17 protein-coding genes and 1 pseudogene are annotated in these 24482 nt (G+C 72.8%); 13 read left to right on the forward strand and 5 right to left on the reverse strand.

Going from position 1 to position 24482, the window contains the following annotated elements; translation table 11 throughout:
- Positions 1 to 76: 76 nt before the first annotated feature.
- The 8 genes and pseudogenes from ACSYGO_RS10580 (at position 77) to ACSYGO_RS10615 (ending at position 11053) form a co-directional block, all read left to right on the forward strand.
- Complete coding sequence (locus ACSYGO_RS10580) at positions 77 to 1162, forward strand: S-(hydroxymethyl)mycothiol dehydrogenase (protein ID WP_460386559.1); 1086 nt, start codon at positions 77 to 79, stop codon at positions 1160 to 1162.
- Positions 1163 to 1227: 65 nt separating this feature from the next.
- Positions 1228 to 1407: pseudogene (locus ACSYGO_RS10585) on the forward strand (MBL fold metallo-hydrolase); the annotation flags it as partial.
- 34 nt (positions 1408 to 1441) lie between these two features.
- Entirely contained in the window at positions 1442 to 3904 is a 2463-nt protein-coding gene (locus ACSYGO_RS10590; protein ID WP_460386560.1) for a GcvT family protein, read from the forward strand.
- Between the two features lie 20 nt (positions 3905 to 3924).
- Positions 3925 to 5079 (forward strand): N-methyl-L-tryptophan oxidase, encoded by a 1155-nt coding sequence (solA, locus tag ACSYGO_RS10595; protein ID WP_460386561.1) that lies wholly within the window; start codon positions 3925 to 3927, stop codon positions 5077 to 5079.
- An 11-nt stretch (positions 5080 to 5090) separates the two neighbouring features.
- Entirely contained in the window at positions 5091 to 6236 is a 1146-nt protein-coding gene (locus ACSYGO_RS10600) for an aromatic ring-hydroxylating oxygenase subunit alpha (RefSeq protein ID WP_426681757.1), read from the forward strand.
- Entirely contained in the window at positions 6229 to 7689 is a 1461-nt protein-coding gene (locus tag ACSYGO_RS10605) for an aldehyde dehydrogenase family protein (RefSeq protein ID WP_426681756.1), read from the forward strand. Before ACSYGO_RS10600 ends, ACSYGO_RS10605 begins: the two co-directional genes overlap by 8 nt.
- 231 nt (positions 7690 to 7920) lie before the next feature.
- Entirely contained in the window at positions 7921 to 9486 is a 1566-nt protein-coding gene (locus ACSYGO_RS10610; RefSeq protein ID WP_426681755.1) for an APC family permease, read from the forward strand.
- Positions 9487 to 9502: 16 nt separating this feature from the next.
- Positions 9503 to 11053 carry a GMC family oxidoreductase gene (locus ACSYGO_RS10615; RefSeq protein WP_460386562.1) on the forward strand — a complete coding sequence of 517 codons (1551 nt, stop codon included), beginning with the start codon at positions 9503 to 9505 and terminating at the stop codon, positions 11051 to 11053.
- Between the two features lie 91 nt (positions 11054 to 11144).
- Here ACSYGO_RS10615 and ACSYGO_RS10620 read toward each other — a convergent pair whose 3' ends face one another.
- The 4 genes from ACSYGO_RS10620 to ACSYGO_RS10635 all read right to left on the reverse strand — a co-directional run bounded on the left by ACSYGO_RS10620 (position 11145) and on the right by ACSYGO_RS10635 (position 19319).
- A complete protein-coding gene (locus tag ACSYGO_RS10620) occupies positions 11145 to 15857 on the reverse strand; it encodes a hypothetical protein (protein WP_460386563.1) in 4713 nt (1570 codons plus the stop codon).
- A 38-nt stretch (positions 15858 to 15895) separates the two neighbouring features.
- On the reverse strand, positions 15896 to 16774 hold the full coding sequence (locus tag ACSYGO_RS10625; RefSeq protein ID WP_426681752.1) for a hypothetical protein: 879 nt from the start codon (positions 16772 to 16774) through the stop codon (positions 15896 to 15898).
- 218 nt (positions 16775 to 16992) lie between these two features.
- On the reverse strand, positions 16993 to 18519 hold the full coding sequence (locus ACSYGO_RS10630; RefSeq protein ID WP_426681751.1) for a hypothetical protein: 1527 nt from the start codon (positions 18517 to 18519) through the stop codon (positions 16993 to 16995).
- Between the two features lie 95 nt (positions 18520 to 18614).
- Complete coding sequence (locus ACSYGO_RS10635) at positions 18615 to 19319, reverse strand: GntR family transcriptional regulator (protein ID WP_426681750.1); 705 nt, start codon at positions 19317 to 19319, stop codon at positions 18615 to 18617.
- Between the two features lie 427 nt (positions 19320 to 19746).
- On the opposite strand from ACSYGO_RS10635, the gene ACSYGO_RS10640 reads away from it, so the two are divergent.
- From ACSYGO_RS10640 to ACSYGO_RS10660, 5 genes are all read left to right on the forward strand, one after another.
- The gene (locus ACSYGO_RS10640; RefSeq protein WP_426681749.1) at positions 19747 to 21066 is read left to right on the forward strand and encodes an MFS transporter; all 1320 of its coding nucleotides are present in this window, start codon (positions 19747 to 19749) and stop codon (positions 21064 to 21066) included.
- Positions 21067 to 21080: 14 nt separating this feature from the next.
- On the forward strand, positions 21081 to 21923 hold the full coding sequence (locus ACSYGO_RS10645) for a putative hydro-lyase (protein WP_426681787.1): 843 nt from the start codon (positions 21081 to 21083) through the stop codon (positions 21921 to 21923).
- A gap of 38 nt (positions 21924 to 21961) precedes the next feature.
- Positions 21962 to 22720, forward strand: a complete 759-nt coding sequence (locus tag ACSYGO_RS10650; protein WP_426681748.1) for a LamB/YcsF family protein — start codon at positions 21962 to 21964, stop codon at positions 22718 to 22720.
- Between the two features lie 74 nt (positions 22721 to 22794).
- On the forward strand, positions 22795 to 23412 hold the full coding sequence (locus ACSYGO_RS10655; RefSeq protein WP_426681786.1) for a 5-oxoprolinase subunit B family protein: 618 nt from the start codon (positions 22795 to 22797) through the stop codon (positions 23410 to 23412).
- A complete protein-coding gene (locus ACSYGO_RS10660; protein ID WP_426681747.1) occupies positions 23409 to 24278 on the forward strand; it encodes a 5-oxoprolinase subunit C family protein in 870 nt (289 codons plus the stop codon). Before ACSYGO_RS10655 ends, ACSYGO_RS10660 begins: the two co-directional genes overlap by 4 nt.
- On the opposite strand, the gene ACSYGO_RS10665 is transcribed toward ACSYGO_RS10660, so the two are convergent.
- A complete protein-coding gene (locus ACSYGO_RS10665; protein ID WP_460386564.1) occupies positions 24256 to 24456 on the reverse strand; it encodes a hypothetical protein in 201 nt (66 codons plus the stop codon). The two genes, ACSYGO_RS10660 and ACSYGO_RS10665, sit on opposite strands and share 23 nt — an antisense overlap.
- Positions 24457 to 24482 lie beyond the last annotated feature (26 nt).

Raw genomic sequence — 24482 nt, forward strand, 5'->3', positions numbered from 1 at the left:
GCCCCGTGACGGCGTTCTCAGTATGTTCCTCATCGCGCAACCCATCGTGCATTGCGCAACAGCAGAGGAGCTTGTCGTGCCCCACGAGGTCCGTGCCGTAGTCGCTGTCAAGAAGGGCGCACCCGTCGAGGTGCAGACGATCGTCGTTCCCGATCCGGGACCGGGCGAGGTGCTCGTCGCGGTGCAGGCCTGCGGGGTCTGCCACACGGATCTGCACTACCGGGACGGCGCGATCAACGACGACTTCCCGTTCCTGCTGGGCCATGAGGCGGCCGGTACGATCGAGGCGGTCGGCGAGGGCGTCACCGACCTGGTCCCCGGCGACTACGTGGTCCTCGCCTGGCGCGCCCCCTGCGGCACCTGTCGCTCGTGCCGCCGTGGACGCCCCTGGTACTGCTTCGACTCCCGCAATGCCACCCAGTCGATGACGCTGCTCGACGGCACCCCGCTCAGCAACGCCCTCGGCATCGGCGCCTTCGCGGAGAAGACCCTGGTCGCCGCCGGACAGGCGGTGAAGATCGACCCGGCCGCCCGGCCGGAGGCCGCGGGTCTGATCGGCTGCGGTGTGATGGCCGGATACGGCGCCGCGGTGAACACCGGGAACGTGGGGCGCGGGGACACGGTCGCCGTCATCGGCTGCGGCGGGGTCGGCAACGCGGCCATCGCGGGCGCCTGCCTCAACGGCGCCATGAAGGTCATCGCGATCGACATCGACGACAAGAAGCTCGACCAGGCGGAGAAGTTCGGCGCCACACACACCGTCAACTCCCGCGGCACCGACGCCGTCGAGGCCGTGCGCGCGCTCACCGACGGCTTCGGGGTCGACATCGCCATCGACGCGGTGGGCCGACCGGAGACGTACAAGCAGGCCTTCTACATGCGCGACCACGCCGGTGTGCTCGTCCAGGTCGGTGTCCCGGACCCCGAGATGAGGATCGACCTCCCGCTGATCGACTTGTTCTCCCGCGGCGGCGCCCTCAAGTCGTCCTGGTACGGCGACTGCCTGCCGAGCCGCGACTTCCCCTTCCTCATCGACCAGTACCTGTACGGCCTGCTCGACCTCAACGCCTTCGTCAGCGAGACCATCTCCCTCGACCAGGTCGAGGAGGCGTTCGGGAAGATGCACCGCGGTGAGGTGCTGCGGTCCGTGGTGGTCCTGTGAGTCACGAAGTCACCGTCCGTCGCGTCGTCACCTCCGGCACCTTCAGCCTCGACGGCGAGACCTTCGGGGACACCCTGTTCCGGGGCGGGCCCGGTGCCACCGGCCGTTCCTACTTCGACCGGTCCACCATCGAGGCCTCCCTCCGCAACCGCCCGCTCACCCTCGCCGGCGGCACGGTCGTCCGCACCGGGCACGGCGAGGACACCACCGTCGAGGCCGAACGGCCCCACATCCCCACCCCTTGAGCACGTCCGCTCCCGCACCCCGGCAAGGAGGGGCATGTCCACCACGCCCGCAACCCGCCCGCGCGGTCCCCGGGTCGTCGTCATCGGCGCCGGCATCGTCGGCTGCTCGCTCGCCGACGAACTGACCGCACGCGGGTGGACCGACGTCACCGTTCTCGAACAGGGGCCGCTGCCCGCGCCCGGCGGCTCCACGTCCCACGCACCGGGCCTGGTGTTCCGGACCAGCCCGTCCAAGACGCTCACGGAGTTCGCGCGGTACACCGTGGAGAAGTTCGGATCCCTGCGGGTGGACGGCGTCTCCTGCTTCGACCAGGTCGGCGGTCTGGAGCTCGCGACCACCCCCGGGCGCCTGGCCGACCTGCACCGCAGGGCGGGATACGCCGCGTCCTGGGGAGTGCGCGGCGAGGTCGTCGGCGCCGCCCGCTGCAAGGAACTCTGGCCGCTGCTCGACGAGTCGGCGGTGCTCGGCGGCTTCCACACCCCGGACGACGGGCTGGCCCGCGCCCTGCCCGCGGCCCGCGCCCAGATGGAGCGCGCCGAGAGCCGGGGCGCCCGATTCCTCGACCGCCACACGGTCACCGGAATCGAGCGGGAGGACGGCCGTGTCACCGCCGTCGTCACCGACCGCGGTTCCTTCCCCGCCGATCACGTCGTCTCCGCCGCCGGATTCTGGGGCCCGGTCATCGGGCGCATGGCCGGAGTCGACGTGCCCCTGCAACCGCTCGCGCACCAGTACGCGAAGACGCGGCCGTTGCCCGAACTGGCCGGCGCGGTCGCCGAGGCGTCCCGGCCCATCCTCCGCTTCCAGGACCGCGACCTGTACTTCCGTGAGCACCACGACCGGATCGGCATCGGCAGCTACGCCCACCGGCCGCTGCCGGTCGACCCGTTCGCCGTCCTCGCCTACGACGAGGCGCGCGCGAACGACATGCCGATGCCGTCGTCGTACCCGTTCACCGCCGAGGACTGGGCACCGAGCTGGGACGACTGCCGCCGGCTGCTGCCCGCCCTGCGTGGGTCGGAGGTCGAGGAGGGCTTCAACGGCGTGTTCTCGTTCACGCCGGACGGCATGCCCGTCCTGGGCGAGTCCCGTGAACTGCGCGGTTTCTGGCTGGCCGAGGCCGTCTGGGTCACCCACTCCGCGGGTGTGGCGAAGGCGGTCGCCGAATGGATGGTGGACGGGCGCGCGTCCCTCGACCTGCACGAGTGCGACCTCACGCGTTTCGAGGACGCGCAGCGTTCACCGTCGTATGTGCGTGAACGCGGTTCACAGCAGTTCGTCGAGGTGTACGACGTCCTGCACCCCCTCCAGCCGATGGAGCAGCCGCGTCCCTTGCGCGTCAGCCCCTTCCACGCCCGGCAGCAGGAGCTCGGCGCGTATTTCCTGGAGGGCGGCGGCTGGGAGCGCCCGCACTGGTACGAGGCGAACGCCCCGCTCGCGGACGGCCTGCGCCTGCCGGAGCGCGACGCCTGGTCGGCCCGCCACTGGTCCCCGATTGCGGCGGCCGAGGCGAAGGCGACCCGTGAGAAGGTCGCCCTGTACGACATGACGCCGCTGCGCAGGCTGGAGGTCACCGGCCCCGGCGCCCTCGGCTTCCTCCAGCGCATGACGACCAACAACCTGCGCAAGAAGCCCGGAGCGGTCACCTACACGCTCCTGCTCGACGAGACCGGCGGTGTGCGCTCCGACCTGACCGTCGCGCGTCTCGCCCCCGACCGGTTCCAGGTGGGCGCCAACTCTCCCGCCGACCTGGACTGGCTGATCCGCCACGCACCCGGCGACGTGCACCTCCGCGACATCACCTCCGGCACCTGCTGCATCGGCGTGTGGGGGCCGCTCGCCCGCGACCTCGTCCAGCCGCTGACCCACGACGACTTCTCGCACGAGGGCTTCGGCTACTTCCGGGCCAAGCAGACCCACCTGGGCCATGTCCCGGTCACCGCCCTGCGGTTGAGCTACGTCGGCGAGCTGGGCTGGGAGCTGTACACCACCGCCGACCTGGGGCTGCGGCTCTGGGACACGCTGTGGGAGGCGGGGCGGCCGCACGGCGTGATCGCCGCGGGACGCTCGGCGTTCAACTCCCTGCGGCTGGAGAAGGGTTACCGCGCCTGGGGCGTCGACATGACGGACGAGCACAACCCGTACGAGGCGGGCGTGGGGTTCGCGGTCCGCATGGACAAGGACGGCTTCGTCGGCCAGGAGGAGCTCCAGGGCCTCGCCGGGACGGAACCCGCGCGCAGGCTCACCCCGCTGCTCCTCGACGATCCCGCCTCCGTCGTCCTCGGCAAGGAACCCGTCCACGTCGGCGGCACCCCCGCCGGCTACGTCACCAGCGCCTCGTACGGCTACACGCTCGGCCGCTGCGTCGCGTACGCCTGGCTGCCCGCCCTGGCGACGGGCACCGGCGTGCACATCGACTACTTCGGCGAGAAGATTCCCGCGACCATCGCCGAAGAGCCCCTCTTCGACCCGAAGATGACCCGCATCCGCCGCTGACACGCCCTCAGGAGGCCTTCGTGTCCCCCACCTACGACGTGATCGTGATCGGTCTCGGCGGCATGGGCAGCGCCGCCGCCCACCACCTGTCCGCACGCGGCGCGCGTGTGCTCGGTCTGGAGAAGTTCGGCCCCGTGCACAACCGCGGTTCCAGCCACGGCGGTTCACGCATCACCCGGCAGTCCTACTTCGAGGACCCGGCGTACGTGCCGCTGCTGCTGCGCGCGTACGAACTGTACGAGGAGCTGGAGCGGGAGACGGGACGCGACATCGCCACCCTCTGCGGCGGTGTCATGGTCGGTCCCCCGGACTCCCGGACGGTCTCCGGCTCGCTGCTCTCGGCCCAACGGTGGGACCTGCCGCACGAGATGCTGGACGCCGCCGAGATCCGCCGCCGTTTCCCGACGCTCGCCCCGCACGACGACGAGGTCGCGCTCTACGAGGCGCGCGCCGGCCTGCTGCGCCCCGAGAACACCGTCGCCGCCCACCTCCAGCTCGCCACCCGGCAGGGCGCCGACCTGCACTTCGAAGAGCCGATGACGCGCTGGGAGCCGTACCGGGACGGCGTGCGCGTCCACACGGCCGAGAACACCTACACCGCGGGCCAGTTGGTGATCTGCCCCGGCGCGTGGGCACCACAGCTGCTCACCGACCTCGGTGTGCCGTTCCGGATCGAGCGGCAGGTCATGTACTGGTTCCAGCCGCGCGGCGGGACCGGGCCGTTCGTCCCCGACGCCCATCCGATCTACATCTGGGAGGACGCGGCCGGCGTCCAGGTCTACGGCTTCCCCGCCATCGACGGCCCGGAGCTGGGCGCCAAGGTCGCCTTCTTCCGCAAGGGCGTCGAGTGCACCCCGGAGACCATCGACCGGACCGTGCACGACGAGGAGGTGCGGGCCATGGCCGACCACATGTCCCGCTGCATCCCGGACCTGCCCGGCAGCTTCCTCAAGGCCGCCACCTGCCTGTATTCCAACACTCCCGACGAGCATTTCGTCATCGCCCGGCATCCCGCGCACCCGGAGTCCGTCACCGTCGCCGGCGGATTTTCCGGACACGGCTTCAAGTTCGTGCCGGTCGTCGGCGAGATCCTCGCCGACCTCGCGCTGAAGGGCACCACCGAGCACCCCATCGGCCTGTTCGACCCCAGCCGCCTCGCCGCCGCGCCCGCCTGAGGAGTCCGCACGTGACGACGATCCCCGTCTCCCCGTCCCCCCTCCCGCCCAGCCTGATCGCCACCCTCCCGGGGCGCTCCTACACCGATCCGGAGATCTTCCGGCAGGAGCAGGAGCGGCTCTTCGAGTCGATGTGGTTCTGCGCCGTCCGCTCCGCCGACCTGGCCGGGCCCGGCGCTTTCCGCACCGTGCAGGTCGGCCGCGAGAGCGTCCTCGTCACCCGTTCCCGCACGGGCGAGCTGCGCGCCTTCCTCAACATCTGCCGCCATCGCGGGGCCCGGTTGTGCACAGAGGAGTCCGGGGAGGTCCGCCGGAGTCTCCAATGCCCGTACCACGCCTGGACGTACGACCTCGACGGCAGGCTCGTCGCCGCGCCGAACCTGACGAAGATGCCGGACGTCGACCGCGCCGAGTACGGCCTGGTCACGGTCGCCCTGCGCGAGTGGCTGGGATACGCCTGGGTGTGCCTGGCCGACGAACCGCCCTCCTTCGAGGAGACAGTGACGGGCGCGGCGGTGGAACGGCTCGGCGACGCGGCGGCCATCGGGCACTACGGCACCGAGAACCTGGCGCTCGGCCGCCGCATCACGTACGACGTGAAGGCCAACTGGAAGCTGATCGTCGAGAACTTCATGGAGTGCTATCACTGCGCGACGATCCACCCCGAACTCACCGACGTGCTGCCGGAGTTCGCCGACGGGTTCGCGGCCCAGTACTACGTGGGCCACGGCGCCGAGTTCGGCGAGGGGATCAAGGGGTTCACGGTCGACGGCAGCGAGGGCTTCGCCCGGCTCCCCGAGGTCTCCGACGACCAGGACCGCCGTTACTACGCGATCACCGTGAAGCCGACGGTCTTCATCAACCTCGTCCCGGACCACGTCATCCTGCACCGCATGTTCCCGCTCGCCGAGGACCGCACGGTCGTCGAGTGCGACTGGCTGTACGCGCCGGAGGTCGTCGCGTCCGGCGCGGACGTGTCCAAGTCGGTGGAGCTCTTCCACCGCGTGAACGAGCAGGACTTCGCGGCCTGCGAGCGGACGCAGCCGGCGATGGCGTCGCGGGCGTACCGCAGGGGCGGTGTGCTGGTCCCCACCGAGCACCACATCGGCATCTTCCACGAGTGGCTGACGACGCAGCTGGGAGGCCCGCATGCCTGATCTGTTCATCGACGGTTCCTGGCGGGGCGCGCTGGACGGGCGCACCCGGGAGATCCGCTGTCCCGCCGACGGCTCCCCGGTCGGCGTCGTCGACGAGGCGGGCGGCAAGGACACGGCCGACGCGATCGCCGCCGCGCGCCGCGCCTTCGACGACGGACCGTGGCCCGCGACCGCGCCCGCGGACCGCGGCGATCTGCTGCTGCGCGTCGCCGGCCTCCTCGTGCGCGACAAGGACGCGCTCGCCCGCGCCGAGTCCCTCGACACCGGCAAGCGGCTCGTCGAGAGCGAGTACGACATCGACGACGTCGCGAACTGTTTCCGCTACTTCGGTCGGCTGGCCGCCGCCGAGGCCGGCCGGGTCGTCGACACGGGCTCGGCGACCGTCGACAGCCGTGTCGTGTACGAGCCCGTCGGGGTCTGCGCGCTGATCACACCGTGGAACTACCCGCTCCTGCAGACCGCGTGGAAGGTCGCGCCGGCCCTCGCGGCGGGCAACACCTTCGTCCTCAAGCCCAGCGAGCTCACCCCGCACACGGCGATCCGTCTGATGCGCCTCCTGGACGAGGCGGGGCTCCCGCCGGGCGTCGCCAACCTGGTGCTGGGCGCGGGTCCGGAGGCGGGCGCGCCCCTCGCCGACCATCCGGACGTGGACCTCGTCTCGTTCACCGGCGGCCTCGGGACCGGCCGTGGGCTGATGGCCGCGGCGGCCGGGACGGTCAAGAAGGTCGCCCTGGAACTCGGCGGCAAGAACCCCAACATCGTCTTCGCGGACGCCGACTTCGAGACGGCGGTCGACATGGCGCTGACGGCCGTCTTCCTGCATTCCGGGCAGGTCTGCTCGGCGGGCGCGCGGCTCCTGGTCGAGGACGTGCTGCACGACCGGTTCGTCGACGAAGTGGTGCGGCGCGCCGGGCGGATCCGGCTCGGCGGGCCGTTCGACGAGCACGCGCAGACCGGTCCGCTGATCTCGGAGGCGCACCGCTCCAAGGTCGAGGCGTACGTCGCCCGGGGCCTCGCGGAGGGCGCGGTGCTGCGCTGCGGCGGCGCCCGTCCCGAAGGGCTCGACGAAGGGTTCTACTACCTGCCGACGGTGCTGGACGAGTGCACCGGCGGCATGTCGGTGGTCCAGGACGAGTCGTTCGGGCCCGTGCTCACCGTGGAGCGCTTCCGCAGCGAGGCCGAGGCGGTGCGGCTCGCGAACGACACGGTCTACGGTCTCGCGGGCGCGGTCTTCACCACCGACGAGGCCAAGGCCCAGCGGGTCGCCGCCCGGCTGCGCCTCGGCACGGTGTGGATCAACGACTATCACCCGTACGTCCCGCAGGCCGAGTGGGGCGGATTCAAGCAGTCCGGCTCCGGGCGCGAGCTCGGGCCGTCCGGCCTCGCCGAGTACCGCGAGGCCAAGCACATCTGGCGGAACACCGACCCGTCCCCGCAGGGGTGGTTCGCCTGACGTCGCCCTGACGCCACAATGCGCACCACGCACGCACGACACCGCGTACGACCAAGCGCACCACACCGCACAGCACGCGGTGCACCGTCCCGCACCGCACACGGCGCACCATCCCGCACACCGCACCGCGCACCATCCCGCACACCGCACCGCGCGCAGTCCCCGCACCGGTCCCGGCACCCGCAGGAGCCGCTCCCTCATCCCTCCCCCAGGCCCACCTGGAGTCCGCTCATGACGACAACCGAGCAACCGACAGACCCACAGGGTCACGACGACGCCGAACTCGCCGAGTTCGGCTACAAGCCCGAACTCAAACGCACCCTGGGCAACTTCCACACGTTCGCCGCCGGCATCAGCTACATCTCCATCCTCACCGGCACCTTCCAGCTCTTCTACTTCGGCTACGGCAGCGGCGGCGCCGCCTACTGGTGGTCCTGGCCGATGGTCTTCGGCGGCCAGTTCATGGTCGCGCTCTGCTTCGCGGAACTCGCGGCCCGCTATCCGGTCGCGGGCTCGGTCTACAACTGGTCGAAGAAGATAGGCAATCCGCACCTCGGCTGGCTCGCCGGCTGGATGATGCTGATCGCCTCCATCGTGTCGATCTCGGCCGTGGCGCTCGCCTACCAGCTCACGCTGCCCCAGATCTCCGACGTCTTCCAGTTCGTCGGGGACGGCACCGGCACGTACGACGTCGCCACCAACGCGGTCGTCCTGGCGACCGTGCTCATCCTGTTCACGACCCTGGTGAACGCCTTCGGTGTGAAGCTGATGGCCACCATCAACAGCGCCGGCGTCTTCATCGAACTGATCGCCACCGTCGTCCTCATCGTGCTGTTCGCCGTCCACATCACGCGAGGACCGCAGGTCGTCACGGACACCGCCGGCACGGGGGCCGGTCATTCCACGGGCTACCTGGGCGCGTTCCTCGTGGCCTCGCTGGCGTCCGCGTACGTGATGTACGGCTTCGACACGGCCGCCTCGCTCGGCGAGGAGTCCCTGGACCCGTCCCGCAACGCCCCGCGCGCCATCATCCGCGCCATCGTCGCCTCGTTCATCCTCGGCGGACTCGTGCTGCTGCTGGCGCTGATGAGCGTCTCCAGCCTCAAGGGCGACAAGCTGTCCACGGACGGCCTCCAGTACATCGTGCTCGACGTGCTCGGTCCGACGGCGGGCAAGGCGATGCTCTGGTGCGTGCTGATCGCGGTCACCGTCTGCGCGCTCGCCGTACACACCGCGGCCATCCGGCTGGCCTTCGCGATGGCCCGGGACAACAATCTGCCCGCGTCCGCCCTGATGGCGCGGGTCAGTCCGCGGTTCAAGACCCCGGTGCTGCCCGCGGTGATCATCGGTGTCCTGGCGGTGGCGATCCTCGTCGTCAACATCCGCCAGCCGCAGATCTTCACCGTCGTCACCAGCATCGGCATCATCATGATCTACCTCGCCTATCTGGGTGTCACCGCGCCGATGCTGGTGGCCAGGCTGCGCGGCACCTGGCAGCCGGCGGGCGAGGGCCGGTTCAGCCTGGGCCGCTGGGGTCTGCTCGTCAACATCGTCGCCGTGGTGTGGGGCGCGGCCATGACGCTCAACCTGATCTGGCCCCGCGCCTCCGTGTACAACGCCGCCGCGCCCTTCCACTGGTATCTGCGCTGGGGCGCGGTGCTGTTCGTCGCCGTCATCGCGGGCGGCGGCTTCGCCTACTACTGGTTCGTCCAGCGGCACCGGACCGGTGTGCTCGCCGAGCACCGGTTGGAGTCACCGGCCGCCACGTCTCCCCTCGCCGCCCCCACGGCCGACTGAAGGAGGTCACCCGCTCATGAGCATCGACGAGTTCGACTATGTGGTGGTCGGCGGCGGCACCGCCGGGAACGTGGTCGCCGCCCGGCTCTCCGAGGATCCGTCCGTCACCGTGTGCGTCCTGGAGGCCGGTCCCAGCGACGTCGGCGACGACAGCGTCCTCAAACTGGAGCGCTGGATGGGCCTGCTGGAGTCCGGCTACGACTGGGACTATCCCGTCGAGCCGCAGGCGAGCGGCAACAGCTTCATGCGGCACGCCCGCGCGAAGGTGCTCGGCGGCTGTTCCTCCCACAACTCGTGCATCGCCTTCTGGGCCCCCGCGGAGGATCTCGACGACTGGGCGGCCGCCGGGTGTTCGGGCTGGAGCGCGGCCGACCTCTTCCCGCTCTACCGGCGGCTGGAGTCGAACGACGCGCCGGGCGACCACCACGGCCGAGGCGGCCCGGTGAAGCTGCGCACGCTGAAGGGCGAAGACCCCTGTGGTGCGGCGCTGTTGGAGGCCTGCGCGCAGGCGGGCATCCCGATCACCGCGTTCAACACCGGTACGACCGTGATCCGCGGCGCCAACTGGTTCCAGATCAACTCCGACGAGAACAACATCAGGCAGTCCTCGTCGGTCGCCTACCTCCATCCGGTCATGGGCAAGCGCCCGAACCTGGAGGTGCGCACCGGGGTGCGGGCCAAGAGGCTCGTGCTCGACGGCCGCCGCTGCGTGGGCGCGGAGTATCTCGACCCGGACCTGGTCCACACGTGGACGGTGCGCGCCCGGCGCGAGGTGATCGTGTCCTGCGGGTCCATCGACACCCCCAAGCTGCTGATGCTGTCCGGCATCGGGCCGGCCGGGCATCTGCGCGAGGTGGGCGTGGAGGTCGTGGTGGACGCGGCCGGCGTCGGCGATAACCTCCAGGACCACCCCGAGGGCGTCATCATGTGGGAGGCCCGTCAGCCGATGACCACCACGTCCAGCCAGTGGTGGGAGGCGGGCATCTTCTACGACACCGAACCGGGCCTGGACCGCCCGGACTTGATGTTCCACTACGGCTCGGTGCCGTTCGACATGAACACGGCCCGGCACGGCTTCCCCACGTCGGAGAACGCCTTCTGTCTGACACCGAACGTCACGCGCGCCAAGTCGCGCGGCACCGTGCGGCTGCGCACCCGCGACTACCGGGACAAGCCGATGGTCGATCCGCGCTACTTCACTCACGAGCACGACGTGCGGGTGATGACGTACGGCCTGAGGCTGGCCCGCCGGATCGCCGGACAGCCCGCGCTGAGCGGCTGGACGGGCGCGGAGCTGGCTCCCGGTCCCGATGTGCGCACGGACGACGAACTGCTCGACTACATCCACAAGACCCACAACACCGTCTATCACCCGTCGTGCACGGTGAAGATGGGTGCGGACGACGACGCCTCGGCGCCGCTCGACGCGCGACTGCGGGTCAAGGGTGTCGCGGGTCTGCGGGTGGCGGACGGCTCGGTGATGCCGGACCTCATCTCCGTCAATCCGTGCATCACGACGATGATGATCGGCGAGAAGTGCGCCGACCTGCTGAAGGAGGACGCCTGACGGCACCTCCGCGAGGGGGCGTCCGCGGGGCGTCCCGTCGGAGGCGTCGGGGAGCCGCGCGCCGGGCCGGCGCGCGGCTCCCCGCCACGGCTCAGGGCTGCGGAGTGCTCGGCGCGGGGCGCTTGTACATCCGTGTCGCCGTGATCTCGCTGTGCACGGCCTCCCCCGCCTGTGCCTGCTGCGGCAGGCCCGGCCGCAGGTGCTCCTCCACGCTGATGTACTTCAGACCGGCACGCAGATCGGCGTCGTTGCGCAGCCGGATCACCAGTGGGAACTCGGCGAGCGCCGTCGTGTCGAACAGGCCGGTGGTGTACAGGAGCTGGACGCCGAGCGCGTCCGAGACGGCCCGCTGGAGCTCCAGCAGGTACGTCGCGTTGGCGCGGCCGATGGGGTTGTCGAGGAAGAGCGTGCCGGCGTGGCGGTGCTTGTCGCGGCCGCGGTCGTTGCTCCGCAGCGCGGCCATCGTGCAGTACAGGGCGATGGCCGCGGTGAGCAGCTGTCCGCCGGAGAAGACGTCTCCCATCTGCCCGACCGGGACGCGCTCGGCGCGCAGCACCGCGTCCGGCTTGAGGATCTCGACGGCGATGCCCTTCGGCTGGAGCGCCGCACCGACTCCGCGCAGCAGCAGCGACATGCCGTCGCGGCGCATGTCCGAGTTCTTCCTGACCGCCGCGCGGGTCGCCTCGTCGACGACCTCGCCGAGCCGCTCGGTGAGCGTGGCCTGGTCGGGTTCCTCGAAGCGGATCCGCAGGAACTCCTGCCCGGACCACTCGCCGAGCCCTTCGGGGAGGCGGGACAGCCGCTGCGCGGACCGCAGGGTGGCGAGCGACGACTCCACGAGCCCGCGCAGCCGGTCCACGATCGAGTCGCGGTTGCGCTCCAGCTGAGCCAGCTCGTCGGTCAGCACCCGCAGCCGGGGCGCGAACGCGTCCGCCCACTTCTGCGCGTGCTCCGGCAGCGCGGCGGCGGGAAGCTCGCGGATCTGCTGCCGCGCGGGGGTGCGCACCTGCTCGTACCGCGTGGAGTTGGCATGCCGTACGAGGACGTCACCGGCCTCGCGGACGGCGGACTCGGCGGCGGACAGGTCGGCGGCGCAGCCACGCAGTGAGCGGCGGGTCTCGGCGGCGGAGTGGCGTGCCTCCTCGAGTGTGCCGGGGTAGGGCTCGGGCTCCTCCTGCTCCTCGTCGGTGTGCTCGCGCAGGAGGTCCCTGAGCAGGGCGGACGTCTCGTCGAAGCCGCCGGCCGCGTCCTCGGCGGCGCGGTGGGCGGTGAGCAGTTCGGCATGGGCCTCGCGGGCCTGGTCCAACGCCTCGACACGGGAGGTCAGTTCGCCGGTGGCGGTGCGCAGCAGGCTCTGCGCGTGCTCGGCGTCGCGGGGCAGCATCTCCTCGGGCAGCCGGGTGTGGGCCTCGCCGTCCTCGGGCGCGTGCCGCTCGGCCTCGCCGCGCAGTCGTCCGAGCTGCTCGCTCGCGGTCGACATGCGGGTCTCCAGGAGCTGCACGAGCTCCTCGGCACGGGCGGCGGCGGCCTGCCGGGAGGGCCCGTCGGAGCCGTCGGGCGATTCGAGGAGCTGGGCCGCGCGCGTGCGTACCTTGTTGCTGAGCCGGTCCAGTTCCGCGAGCGCGGCGCTCTCGTCGCTCTCGGCGCGGGCCTGCTCGGCGCGGAGGTCGGCGCCGACGCCGACCTTCTCGTACACCTGGGACGCGGCGCGGTAGGCCTCGCGCAGCGCGGGCAGCGGGGACTGCGACGCTGCCGTCCCGTCCTCCGGTACGTCGTCGGGAGCGCCGGCGATCTCCGCGCGCTCGGCGCGCAGCGCGCGGGCCGTGCGCCGGGCGTCGTCGGCGGCGCGCTGGGCGGCACGGCGGTCCTCGTCGGCGGCGCGGGCGCGCTCCAGGCAGACCTGGGCGCGAGCTTCCGACTCCGCGGCCTCGTCGGCGAGTTCACGGACCTTGACCTGCCAGCCGGCGCGCTCACGCAGCCGGAACGCCAGCCCGGCGAGCGCGTCGGCGGCACGCCGGGCACGCTGCGCGGCCTCCTGGCGTTCGTCGCGCACGTGGGCCGCTTCGGCCGCGGCCTCGTCGGCCTCCGCCCGGACGGTGCGGGCCTCGGCCAGCTCCGCCTCGGCCTCGTCGGCGAACGCGCGTGCTTCCCCCGCGGCGGTCGCGAGCTCGGTGAGCCGCCCGGCCGGGCATCCGGTGCGCCACGACGCGAGGCGTGCCGCCAGCTCGCGGTCCTTGGCGAGCCGTCCGGCCAGGACGCGGATCTCCTCGTCCCGCCGGGTGGCGCGGCTGCGCAGCGTCTGCCGCTCCTCGTCGGCGGCGTGCTCGTCGTGCATGGCCGGGTTCGGCGGTACGAGGAAGACTCCGCCGTCTCCCGTGTCGGGGGCGGGAGTGGGGGCGAGCAGCGCGGCGGCGGTGCCGACGGCCACGGCCGAACGGGGCAGCAGCGCGGCGTCGCCGAGCACCTCGCGGGCCCGTGCGTGCGTGTCCGGGTCGGTGATGATCACGCCGTCGACCAGCTCCGGGCGGGCGGCGAGCACGCGCGCGTGGTCGGCGGGGTCGACGGCCTGGGCGAGATAGCGCCAGCCGGGCAGGGCGGGGATGCCGTGTTCGCCGAGGTACTCCACGGTGGCCAGCACGTCGGGGCCCGGCGGCAGCAGGCCGCCGTCACCGAGGGCGCCGAGGATGCGCGCGTCGTCCGCGGCGGCGGTCCGCAGCTCGAACAGCTGGCGCTCGGCGGCGGCGACCCCGTCGTCGAGGAGCTCGCGGAGCTCGTCGGCGTAGTGGTCCAACTCGTGCGGGGCCAGGGGGCTCTCGGCCGTGTCCCAGGTGTCGTCCGCGCCGCTCCGCCCCTCCCCGGCACCGTCTTCCTTGCCGTGGGCGGCGCCGCGGCGGGCGTCCTCGGCCCGGCCGTCGCCGGTGCGGGGTACGGGCACGGTGCCGCGGACCGTGCGGGCGGCGCCCGGCAGACCGAGCAGCTCGGCCAGCCGCTCCTCCTCGGCCAGCGTCTCCGCCGTACGGCGCTCCGCCTCGTGGGACCGCTCGGCCGCCGTGGCGGCGTCCGCCGCGCGGGCGGCCGTCAGTTCCGCGCGGGACTCGGCGGAGGCCGCCTCGCGGGCGTGCTCGGAGGCGCGGCGCGCGGCCTCGCGGGCGGTGTCCCAGGAGGCGACGGCCGTCTTCTCGGCGTCGCTGGCGGCGAGCGCGGCGCGGGCCGGGTCGGCGTCGGGAGCGCTGTCGTCGAGCCAGCCGGCGCGCACCGCCTCGGCGGTCTCCTGCGCGACCTCGGCGAGGCGCTGGCGAAGATGCCCGACCTCGCTGCGGGCGCGCTGTGCCGCGGTCGCCGCGGCGGTCGAGTCCGCGTAGGCCGTCTCGCCGGCCTCCTGGAGACCGGCCGAGCGCTCCTCCTCCTCGTTGGCGAGGGTCTCGGCGCTCTCGGCGGCGCGGTGCAGGGCGCGGACCAGGTCGACGGCGGCCTTGGCGCGCGCGGCGAGCGCGGGAGCGGCGTCGCGTTCGGCCTCCCGGATCGCGGCGGCCACGCGCGTGGAGCGGTCGGCGGCCGCGCGGTGCCGCAGCACGGCCTCGGCGGCCTGCCACGCGGAGTGCAGGGTGCGCGCGTCGGCGAGCTCGCGCTTCTGTGCCGTCGCGGACTTCTCGGCCCCGGCCAGCGCCAACGAGGCGTGCCGGTAGGCGAGTTCGGCGGCGATCAGGGCGCTGCGCTCGCGGGCGCCCTCGGCGTGGGTGACGGCGTACGCGGCGGCGGTCACGCGCTGGGCGAGCTCACCGGCCCGCACGCGCTCCTGCACGGCACGGGCGGACAGCCGGCGTGCCAGTGTCCGGGTGCGCCGCTCCGCGCCCGCGTGGATGTCACGCGCGCGTGCGCGCGCCTCGCTGACCTCGACGATCCGCCCGAGCAGCTCGACGGAGCCGGCCGTGAAGTCGCGCTCGGCGATGAGTTCGGCGCGGCGCCCCAGCTTGTTGCCGAAGCCTCCGACCAGGTCGGCGAGTCCGTCGGTGTCCCGGGTGTCGGTGACCGCGCGGAGCAGCAGGTCGGTGAAGTCGGAGTCCTTCTTGACCGCGAAGAGGCCGGCGGCCTCACCCTCGTCGGCATTCATCTCCCGCTGGTAGCGGAAGAGTTCGGGGTCCAGGCCCAGGTCGCCGAGGTGTTCGTTCCACCGGTCGTGGATCTCCTCCCAGTGCACTTCGAGGTGCGGGTACGCCTTCCCGGCCTCGGTGATCGCGTCCCGGAAGCCCTTCATGGTGCGGCGTCGTCCCTGTGCCCCGGAGGCGCCCTCCACGGGCGGGCGCACGGCGGTGGACTCGGCGACGGGCAGATTGTCCAGGCTCAGTCCGGGGCCGGGCCGGAAGGAGTACCAGGCCTCGGCGAACTTCCGCGGGTCGTTGGAGACCTGCCGGCCCCGCCATTCGCTGGCCTTGCCGACCACGACGCACTCGCCGGTCAGCGTGTGCTGCCACTCCAGCGCGACGTGCCCGCAGTCGTCGGCGAGCAGGAACTTGCGCAGGACGCCGGAGCTGGCGCCGCCGAGGGTGTTGCGGTGGCCGGGGAGCATCACGGAGAAGATCAGCTTGAGCAGCACCGACTTGCCGCCGCCGTTCTCCAGGAAGAGCACGCCCGCGGGAGCGGGCCGGCGCGGCGGCCCGACCGGCTCCTCCTCGAAGAACTCCGCCTGGATGGGCGCGGGGTCGGGCACGGGCTCGCCGACACCCCGCAGGTCCAGCACGGTGTCGGCGTAGCGCGCACCGGCAGGCCCGATGGAGTAGAGGCGGACCCGGGACAGCTCGTACATGGCGGCGGACTCTCGTAGTCGTGAGGGGGGTGAGTCGGTCAGGAGTGGAAGGGCAGTCCGGCGTCGGCGGCCAGCTCGAGGTCGTCGGTGTCCTCGGCGGGCATCAGGGTCGCGGTGCCGTCGGTCACCGGGACGACGCCCAGTTCCAGGAGTTCGGCCATGGCCGCGCTGCCCGCCATGTCGCGGACCTGGAGCTGATAGCGGGCCGTGGTGCGGTAGGTGCCTCCTGCGTCGTCGCCGGTGCGCTGGAGGAATCCCGAGTCGGTGAGGAAGGCGGCCGCCTTGCCGACGATGCCGGTGGTCGAGCCGGCCAGTCGTCTCGCGTCCTTGGTGGCGCCGGTGGAGCTGCGGCGCGCCCAGATCCGCCAGGCCGCCTCCAGGCCCGGGGCGTCCGTCGCCGGGTCGGTGTTCTCGCCCTGGTCGCCCGCCCGCTCCTCCAGGCGCCGGCAGGCCTGTCGGACGAACGCGTCGACGCCGTTGACCGAGACGCGTCCGATGTATCCGTCGTCCGCGAGGTCCTCCGGGCGGGGGAAGGCGAGGGCGGCGATCGCGAGGTGGGCGAGCCCGTGCAGGAAGCGGTCGCCGGAGTCGGCCGAGGCGCGGCGGGCGTAGTCGCCCATCCGGACGGCGAACACGGAGTCCTCGGCGGCGGTCACCGCCATCCCCGCGCGCGGGGACACCTCCAGCACGACCAGCCCGAGTCCGGCGGCCACGGCGTCGGCGAGGCGTGCGAACGGCGGGTCCTCGCGGTAGCGGCGCAGCAGCTCGGTGTACTCCTGGTCGCGGGCGGGCTGGAGCTTGGGCTGGAGCCCGAAGGCGACGAGCCGCGCCGCGTCGGCGGCGTCGGCCGGGGTGACGGGGGCGTGCGCCGGGGCGGCGGTGGCCTCCGCTTCACTCCACTCGACGTGCTCGGTCACGGCTGGGGCTCCTTGGTCGGGGTCTGCTTCATCACGTACGTCAATGTCAGGGGGCTGTCGCCCGGTGTCTCGTGCGGCTTGCGCCGGGCCGGGTGTCCTGGCCGCTCACGCGGCTCCCGGCCGGCGTCGCCCAGGCTCCGTCGCGGGGCCGGGCGCCGCGTCCGGCCGGGGTCAGGCGGGCGTCGGTCCGGTCCCGCGTCCGGATGCGGTCCGGCATCTCATGCGGCTTCCGTGCGGTCCGCCGCCATCCCCGCCGCGTCCAGCAGGGCCGTGCCGACGATGAGGTCGGCGCCGCCGAACTCCGGGTCGTCCAGCTCCGTGCCGTCGTCCACCGCGAAGAGCAGCTTCTCCTCGCCCTGCCGGTAGGCGGTGCCGACCGGCGGGCTGGCCGCGTGGACGGCCAGCAGCGCGACCAGGTAGGGCAGTTCGGGGTCGCGGCGGCGGGCTTCGGCGAGGAGTCCGGACAGCCGGCGCGGCGCGTCCGCGGGCAGGTCGAGCAGCTCCGTCGCCGAGGCGAGCTGCTCCTCGCTGAACCGGCTGTCGTCCGGCGTGGCGATCAGATCGGGCTCGGGCATCTCGGCGCCGAGGTGCTCCCGCTCCAGGGGCGGTGTCAGGAGCAGGTCGACGAGATCCCCGACGCGTACGGCGACGGGGGTGCGCAGCCCCGTCCCGCGGGCGAAGAAGGCGTCGGTGACGCGCAGTGCCCGCTCCACCGGCAGGGGCAGCACGGGGGCGACGAGATGTCCGTACAGGTCGATGCCGGACGTCGTCATGGGGGTCGCGAAGGCCTGCCGGTCCTGCTCCGCGCGGAACAGGGGGCCCGCCTCCAGCAGCCGGGACTGGAGCTGGGTGTGCCTGCGGATGCAGTCCTTGACGATGTCGACGAGCTCGGCGGCCCGCCGCTTGTGCTCCGGATCCTCGGACTCGTCCCGGGCCTTGCGGATGTTGGTGAGGATCGCGTTCTCGTGGCGGTACCGGTCGGCCACGTGGTCCAGCGCCTCGGCGATCATGTCCGGGACGGCCTGGAGCCAGTCGACGGCCCGCACATTGCGGCGGGTCGCGTCCAGCGCCCGGCGGAGCGTCTCGGAGTACTGCACGGTGCGGTAGCGGGCCTGCTCGGCGGCGAGCTGGGCGTCCGCGAGCCGGCCCCTGCTGATCAGCACCTCCAGCTTGACCTCGGCGGCGATCTGCGCGCTGGTGACGTCGGTGTCGAGGGCGCCGACGAGGACGTTGACCGCTTCGTCGGTCGTACGGAGGTAGACGCTGCCGCCGTATCCGGGCACCTCCTCGATCAGCTTGAAGTCGTAGTCGCGGCGGACGTAGGAGCCGTCGGGCGCGAAGGTGCCGTACACCGCGCGGAAGCCGCGGTCGACGCTGCCGACGTTGATCAGGTTCTCCAGGACCCAGCGGGCCACGCGCTCGTGCTCGGCGACGGGCCGCCGCGGGGCCTGCGCGGCGATGCGCGGGATGAGCCTGGCCACTATCTGGTCGTGGTCGGCGCCTGTGTCGAAGTCCATGTTGAGTGTGACGAGGTCGATGGCGGCGAGGGCGATCTCCGCCATTCCGTAGACCGTGTACTCACCGGCGAGGTTCGCCTTGCGTGCGTCGAGGTCGTGCAGCGGCGCGGTGCAGGCGAGCGCGCGCAGGCGCCGCGCCAGACCCTCGTCGGCGGCCGGGCCCGGTGCCGGGCGCGGCCCCGCGCTGAGCTGGGGCGGAACGCTGTCCGTCGATGCAGGCGAAGTCACGGTGCACAGACTAGGTCCTCGGTCTGACAACGGTCGAAACGACGCAGATGCGACCGGCGGTCACGACGGGCCCGGGGGTGGCCCCCCGGACCAGGTCAGGCGGTGCCCTGCGCCGCGTCGGCCACCCGCCGCCCGTACACCTCGACGAGGCCTCTGAGCGAGTCGTCGAGGTAGACCGCGAGCAGTCGCTCGGCGCCGTCCCGGTCGCCGTCCTGGAGGGTGCCGAGGATGTCACGGTTGCGGACGAGGTAGGGCTCGTGGAGCCGCCGGGGGTCGTCCACGACATGGAAGGCGAGGCGGAGTTCGGCGAAGACGCTGCGCATCAGCTCGTCGGTGCGGTCGCTCCCGGCGAGCGCCACCAGTTCCCGGTGGAAGTGGATGTTGGCGGTGGAGACGCCCTTCCAGTCGCCTTCGCGCGCCGCCCGCTGTCCGTCGGCGACGGCGTGGGCGAGGCCGTCCACGGCGTACGGCGGCTCGCCGAGGCCCCGGACCACGGCGCACTCGACGAGGGAGCGGGTGCGGTAGATGTCCTCGACGTCGTCGACGGTCAGCACCCGCACGAAGACGCCGCGGTTGAGCTCGTGGACCAGCAGCCGTTCGTGCGTGAGCAGCCGGAAGGCCTCCCGCAGGGTGTTGCGGGAGACGCCGAGCGCCCCGCCGATGCTGTCCTCGGACAAGCGCGTGCCGGGCGGGAAGAACCCGTCGGCGATACGGCTCCTGAGGATGTCCGAGACCCGCTCGGCGGTGCTGGTGCGGCCCAGCAGGGCGCGATCGTCGGCCAGTCCCGTCAGCTCTGCCATGCCCGGAATTCAATCGCAGATACAAGAACGAAACAACATGGGTATTGAGGGATCGTTCAACGATCCTCTACCTTGACGGTCAGGCGTCATCCGCTCGGCTTCACCGCACCACCAGAACGACTTCGAGCAAATCGCCCATAAAACCGCATAGGTGTTGAACGTTCGACTTGCTCGATCGGCTTGCTCGATCGGCTGCGGACGCACGTGCGGCGCAGCCACGAACCGCAGACGCACGCACCTGCTCGCACGACCGCACACGACAGGCCGCAGGACCCGCACACGCCGGACCGCAGGACTCGCACCCGCACCGCTCGCACGACCGCGCACGGCAGGCCGCCGACCCGCACACGCACCGCTCCGGCGTCCGCCGCCGCGCGCCGCACCGCTCAGCCCAAAGCACCCTCCGTCCCCTCACTGTGAGGTGCCCATGAGCACAACCCCTCCGTCCCAGGCCCTGACCCCCGACGCCCGGCCGGGCGCACCCGAACCCGCCGATCAGGACGGCGCGTTCGGCTGGCTGCGGGCGCTCGGCCCGCGGGGCCGCCGCGCCTTCACCGGCGCCTTCGGGGGCTACGCCCTCGACTCGTACGACTACTTCACGCTGCCGCTCAGCATGGTCGCGCTCGCCGCGTACTTCGGCCTGGACAGCGGCCAGACCGGCCTGTTCACCACGGTCACGCTGGTCGTCTCGGCGATCGGCGGCGCGGTAGCCGGCGTCGTCGCGGACCGTATCGGGCGCGTGAAGGCGCTGCTGCTCACCGTGGCCACCTACGCGGTGTTCACCGTGGCCTGCGGCTTCGCGCCCAACTACGAGACGCTGCTGGTGTTCCGGGCCCTTCAGGGCCTCGGCTTCGGCGGCGAGTGGGCGGTCGGCGCGATCCTGGTCGCGGAGTACGCGAGCCCGCGCCACCGCGGCCGCACGCTCGGCGCGGTCCAGAGCTCCTGGGCCGTCGGCTGGGGGCTCGCGGTCGTCGTCTACACGCTGGTCTTCCAGTACGTCGACGACGACCTCGCCTGGCGCGTGATGTTCTGGACCGGCGCGCTGCCCGCACTGCTCGTCGTCTGGGTCCGCCGCAAGGTGCAGGACGCGCCCGAGGCGGCCGCCCAGCGCGAGAAGAGCGTCCGGAAGGGCTCGTTCGCCGCCATCTTCAAGCCCGCGGGCGCCGACGGTCCCGGCCTGCTGCGCACCACGTTCTTCGCGGTCCTGCTCTCCACCGGAGTCCAGGGCGGCTACTACACGCTGGCCACCTGGGTGCCCACCTACCTGAAGACGGAACGCGGTCTGTCCGTCGTCGGCACCGGCAGCTATCTCACGTTCCTGATCTCCGGGGCCTTCATCGGCTACCTCACCGGCGGTTACCTCACCGACAAGCTCGGCCGCAAGCGCAACATCCTGCTCTTCGCGATCCTGTCGGCGGCCTGCATCCTCGCGTACGCGAACATCCCCAGCGGCGCCAACGACCTGCTCCTGGTGCTCGGTTTCCCGCTGGGCTTCTGCATGTCGGCCATCTTCAGCGGCTTCGGCTCGTTCCTGAGCGAGCTGTACCCGGCGGCGGTGCGCGGCACGGGGCAGGGCTTCACGTACAACACCGGGCGTGCCGTGGGCGCGGTCTTCCCCACCACCGTCGGTTTCCTGGCGGACAGTTGGGGTGTGGGCGGCGCGCTGGTCTTCGGCGCGATCGGCTACGCCCTCGCCGCGGTGGCCCTCCTCGGGCTCCCCGAGACGCGCGGGAAGGAACTCCTGTGAAGGACACCCTCCAGATGCGCCCTTCGAGCCTCCCCGGCCGGCAACTGCGCGCGCCGGACGCGCCCGACCGCGACGGCCACGCGCACGCGTGGACGCCCGCACAGGCGCGGGCCCGCTACCGTTCGGGCCTGTCCGGCCCCACCGCGGGGGTCGCCGCCGGCCACACGCAGGCGAACCTCATCTCGGTCCCCGCCGACTGGGCGTACGAGATGCTGCTGTTCTGCCAGCGCAACCCCAAGCCCTGCCCGGTGCTGGACGTCACCGACGCCGGCGCCTGGACCACTCCGCTCGCCGAGGGTGCCGACCTGCGCACCGACCTTCCGCGCTACCGGGTGTGGGAGCACGGCGAGTTGGTCGACGAGCCGACGGACGTGCTGGACCGCTGGCGTGACGACCTGGTGTCCTTTCTCATCGGGTGCAGCTTCACCTTCGAGTGGGCGCTGAGCGAGGCGGGGGTACCGATGCGCCACATCGAACAGGGCCGCAACGTCTCGATGTACGTGACGGCGCGTCAGTGCCGGCCCGCGGGGCGGCTGCACGGCCCGATGGTGGTGTCGATGCGCCCGGTCCCTCCCGAGCACCTGGCCGCGGCGATCAGGGAGAGCAGTCTGCTGCCCGCCGTGCACGGCGGGCCGGTGCACTGCGGTGAGCCGTCGGGGCTGGGCGTCGAGGACCTCGCGCGCCCCGACTTCGGCGATCCCGTGGACTTCGCGCCGGACGACATCCCGGTGTTCTGGGCCTGCGGTGTCACGCCCCAGGCGGCCGTGATGGCCTCCCGACCCCCTTTCGCGATCACCCACGCACCCGGGCAGATGTTCCTCACGGACACCCGTGACGAGCAGTACCGCGTGGCGTGACGCGGCCCACGACGACCGAACAGGAGGGACCGCTCCCCATGACCCCGATCGATCTCAACGCCGACCTCGGCGAGGGCTTCGGCCGCTGGCGGCTGACCGACGACGAACAACTGCTGTCCGTCGTCACCAGCGCCAACGTCGCCTGCGGCTTCCACGCCGGGGACGCCGCCACCATGCGGCGGGTGTGCGCGCTGGCGGCCGAGCGCGGCGTGCGGATCGGTGCCCAGGTCTCCTACCGGGACCTGGCGGGGTTCGGGCGGCGCGCGATGGACGTGCCGCCGGACGAGCTGGCCGCCGAAGTGGCGTACCAGATCGGTGCCTTGGAGGTCTTCGCGCGCGCGGCCGGGGCACGTGTCGCGTACGTGAAGCCGCACGGCGCGCTCTACAACCGGGTGGTGCGCGACGAGGAGCAGGCGGCGGCGGTCGTCGAGGGCGTCCGGCTCGCGGACGCCGCCCTGCCCGTCCTCGGCCTGCCGTCGTCCCGCTTCCTGAAACTCGCCGAACAGGCCGGACTGCCCACCGCCACCGAGGCGTTCGCGGACCGCGCGTACACCGAGGAGGGCACGCTGGTGCCGCGGGGCCAGGACGGCGCGGTCATCACGGACGCCGAGGCCGTGGTCGAGCGCTCGGTGGGGCTGGCCCGCCTCGGTGAGGTGAGCGCCCTGTCCGGGACCCGCATCCCCGTCCGGGCACGCTCCCTGTGCCTGCACGGGGACACCCCGGGCGCGGTCGACCTGGCCCGCCGCGTGCGCGAACGCCTGGAGTCCTCCGGCGTCCGCGTGGAGGCGTTCGCATGACGGCCACGACCCTCGGCGAAGGCTCCGCCCCGTCCGCCGGGACCGGGACGGCGGCCCGGCTTCGGGGGGACGGCGTGCGGGCGCTGCCCGTCGGGGAGAGCGCCCTGCTCGTCGAGGTCCCCTCCGGCGACGCCGCCCAGGCGCTGCACGCGGAGCTGCTGCGCCGTCGCGCCGAGGGGTCCCTGTCCGTGCGGGAGATCGTGCCGGCGGCCCGTACCGTCCTCCTGGACGGTGTGGACGACCCCGTGGGACTGGCCGGGCGGCTGCCCTCGTGGCACATCCCGCCGCTGCCCGCGCGCGCGGACGGCGCCGTCGAGATCCCCGTGCGCTACGACGGCCCCGACCTGGCGGACGTCGCGGCGCTGTGGGGTGTCGACGAGCGGGAGGTGCCCGCGATCCACGCGGCGGCCGAGTTCCGGGTCGCCTTCTGCGGGTTCGCCCCCGGCTTCGGCTATCTCACGGGGCTGCCGTCCCGGTACGACGTGCCCCGCCGGGCGACCCCGCGTACGGCGGTCCCGGCGGGTTCCGTGGCGCTCGCCGGCCCGTACACGGGCGTGTACCCACGTGCGTCGCCGGGCGGCTGGCAGCTGATCGGCACGACCGACGCGGTACTGTGGGACCACGCGCGCGTGCCCGCCGCGCTGTTGACACCGGGTGCCCGCGTCCGCTTCGTCCCGGCGGGGCGCTCATGACGGACCGTGCCCTGTCCGTCGTCCGCTCCGGAGCCCTCACCACCGTCCAGGACGAGGGCCGCCCCGGCCACGCACACCTCGGCGTACCGCGCTCCGGCGCGCTCGACCCGCCCGCGGCGGCACTGGCCAACCGGCTCGTCGGCAATCCGGCGGAGGCGGCCGTCCTGGAGACGACGCTCGACGGCTGCGCCCTGCGGCCGCGTTCGGCGGTCGTCGTGGCGGTGACGGGAGCGCCGTGCCCGGTGACCGTGGACGGCGCTCCCGCCGCCTGGGGCGCCCCTGTGCACGTGCCCCCCGGGGCGCTCCTGGACATCGGCTCGGCGCGCGCGGGGCTGCGCAGTTATATGGCCGTCGCGGGAGGCGTGTCCGTGGATCCGGTCCTCGGGAGCCGTTCCACCGACCTCCTCTCGGGCCTCGGCCCGGCGCCCCTCACGGACGGCACGGTGCTGCCCGTGGGCCCGCCCGGCGTGCTCCACGCGCGCGTGGACGTCGTCCCGCACGTCGCGCCGCCCTCGGAACTGGTGCTGCGTGTGACGCCCGGTCCGCGCGACGACTGGTTCACGGCGTCGGCGCTGCGCACCCTCACCACACGCCCGTACCGGGTGTCCTCCGCGAGCAACCGCATCGGCCTGCGGACGGAGGGGCCCCCGCTGGAGAGGGCCGTCTCCGGCGAACTCCCCAGCGAGGGCCTGGTCCTGGGCGCCGTCCAGGTACCGCCGGACGGCAGACCGGTGGTGTTCCTCGCCGACCATCCGACCACCGGCGGGTACCCGGTGATCGCGGTCGTCCGGTCCGCCGACCTCCCGGCAGCCGCTCAGGCGGTGCCGGGCACGCCGGTGCGCTTCATGCTCGTACGCCGCCGCTGAGCACACGGCCGACGAGCGCGGGCACGCCGCCGGGGAGCGATCGCACCCCGGCACCGAGCACTCCTGTGCCGATGTCGCGCGGTCGCAGGCCGGCACCGCGCGTCCGTACGCCGATGCCGTGCCGACGCACACCGACGCCCAGCAGCCACACGCCGACGCCGCGCAGTCGCACACCCACGCCCAGCAGCCGTGCGCCGCCCCGAG

It is taken from the genome of Streptomyces krungchingensis (genome assembly GCF_054729265.1).

Excerpts from the sequence above, each read along its gene's own strand:
- ACSYGO_RS10590 (WP_460386560.1), top strand. The coding sequence starts at position 1,442 with ATGTCCACCACGCCCGCAACCCGCCCGCGCGGTCCCCGGGTCGTCGTC.
- ACSYGO_RS10605 (WP_426681756.1), top strand. The coding sequence starts at position 6,229 with ATGCCTGATCTGTTCATCGACGGTTCCTGGCGGGGCGCGCTGGACGGG.
- ACSYGO_RS10610 (WP_426681755.1), top strand. The coding sequence starts at position 7,921 with ATGACGACAACCGAGCAACCGACAGACCCACAGGGTCACGACGACGCC.
- ACSYGO_RS10615 (WP_460386562.1), top strand. The coding sequence starts at position 9,503 with ATGAGCATCGACGAGTTCGACTATGTGGTGGTCGGCGGCGGCACCGCC.
- ACSYGO_RS10620 (WP_460386563.1), bottom strand. The coding sequence starts at position 15,857 with ATGTACGAGCTGTCCCGGGTCCGCCTCTACTCCATCGGGCCTGCCGGT.
- ACSYGO_RS10635 (WP_426681750.1), bottom strand. The coding sequence starts at position 19,319 with ATGGCAGAGCTGACGGGACTGGCCGACGATCGCGCCCTGCTGGGCCGC.
- ACSYGO_RS10640 (WP_426681749.1), top strand. The coding sequence starts at position 19,747 with ATGAGCACAACCCCTCCGTCCCAGGCCCTGACCCCCGACGCCCGGCCG.
- ACSYGO_RS10645 (WP_426681787.1), top strand. The coding sequence starts at position 21,081 with ATGCGCCCTTCGAGCCTCCCCGGCCGGCAACTGCGCGCGCCGGACGCG.
- ACSYGO_RS10650 (WP_426681748.1), top strand. The coding sequence starts at position 21,962 with ATGACCCCGATCGATCTCAACGCCGACCTCGGCGAGGGCTTCGGCCGC.
- ACSYGO_RS10660 (WP_426681747.1), top strand. The coding sequence starts at position 23,409 with ATGACGGACCGTGCCCTGTCCGTCGTCCGCTCCGGAGCCCTCACCACC.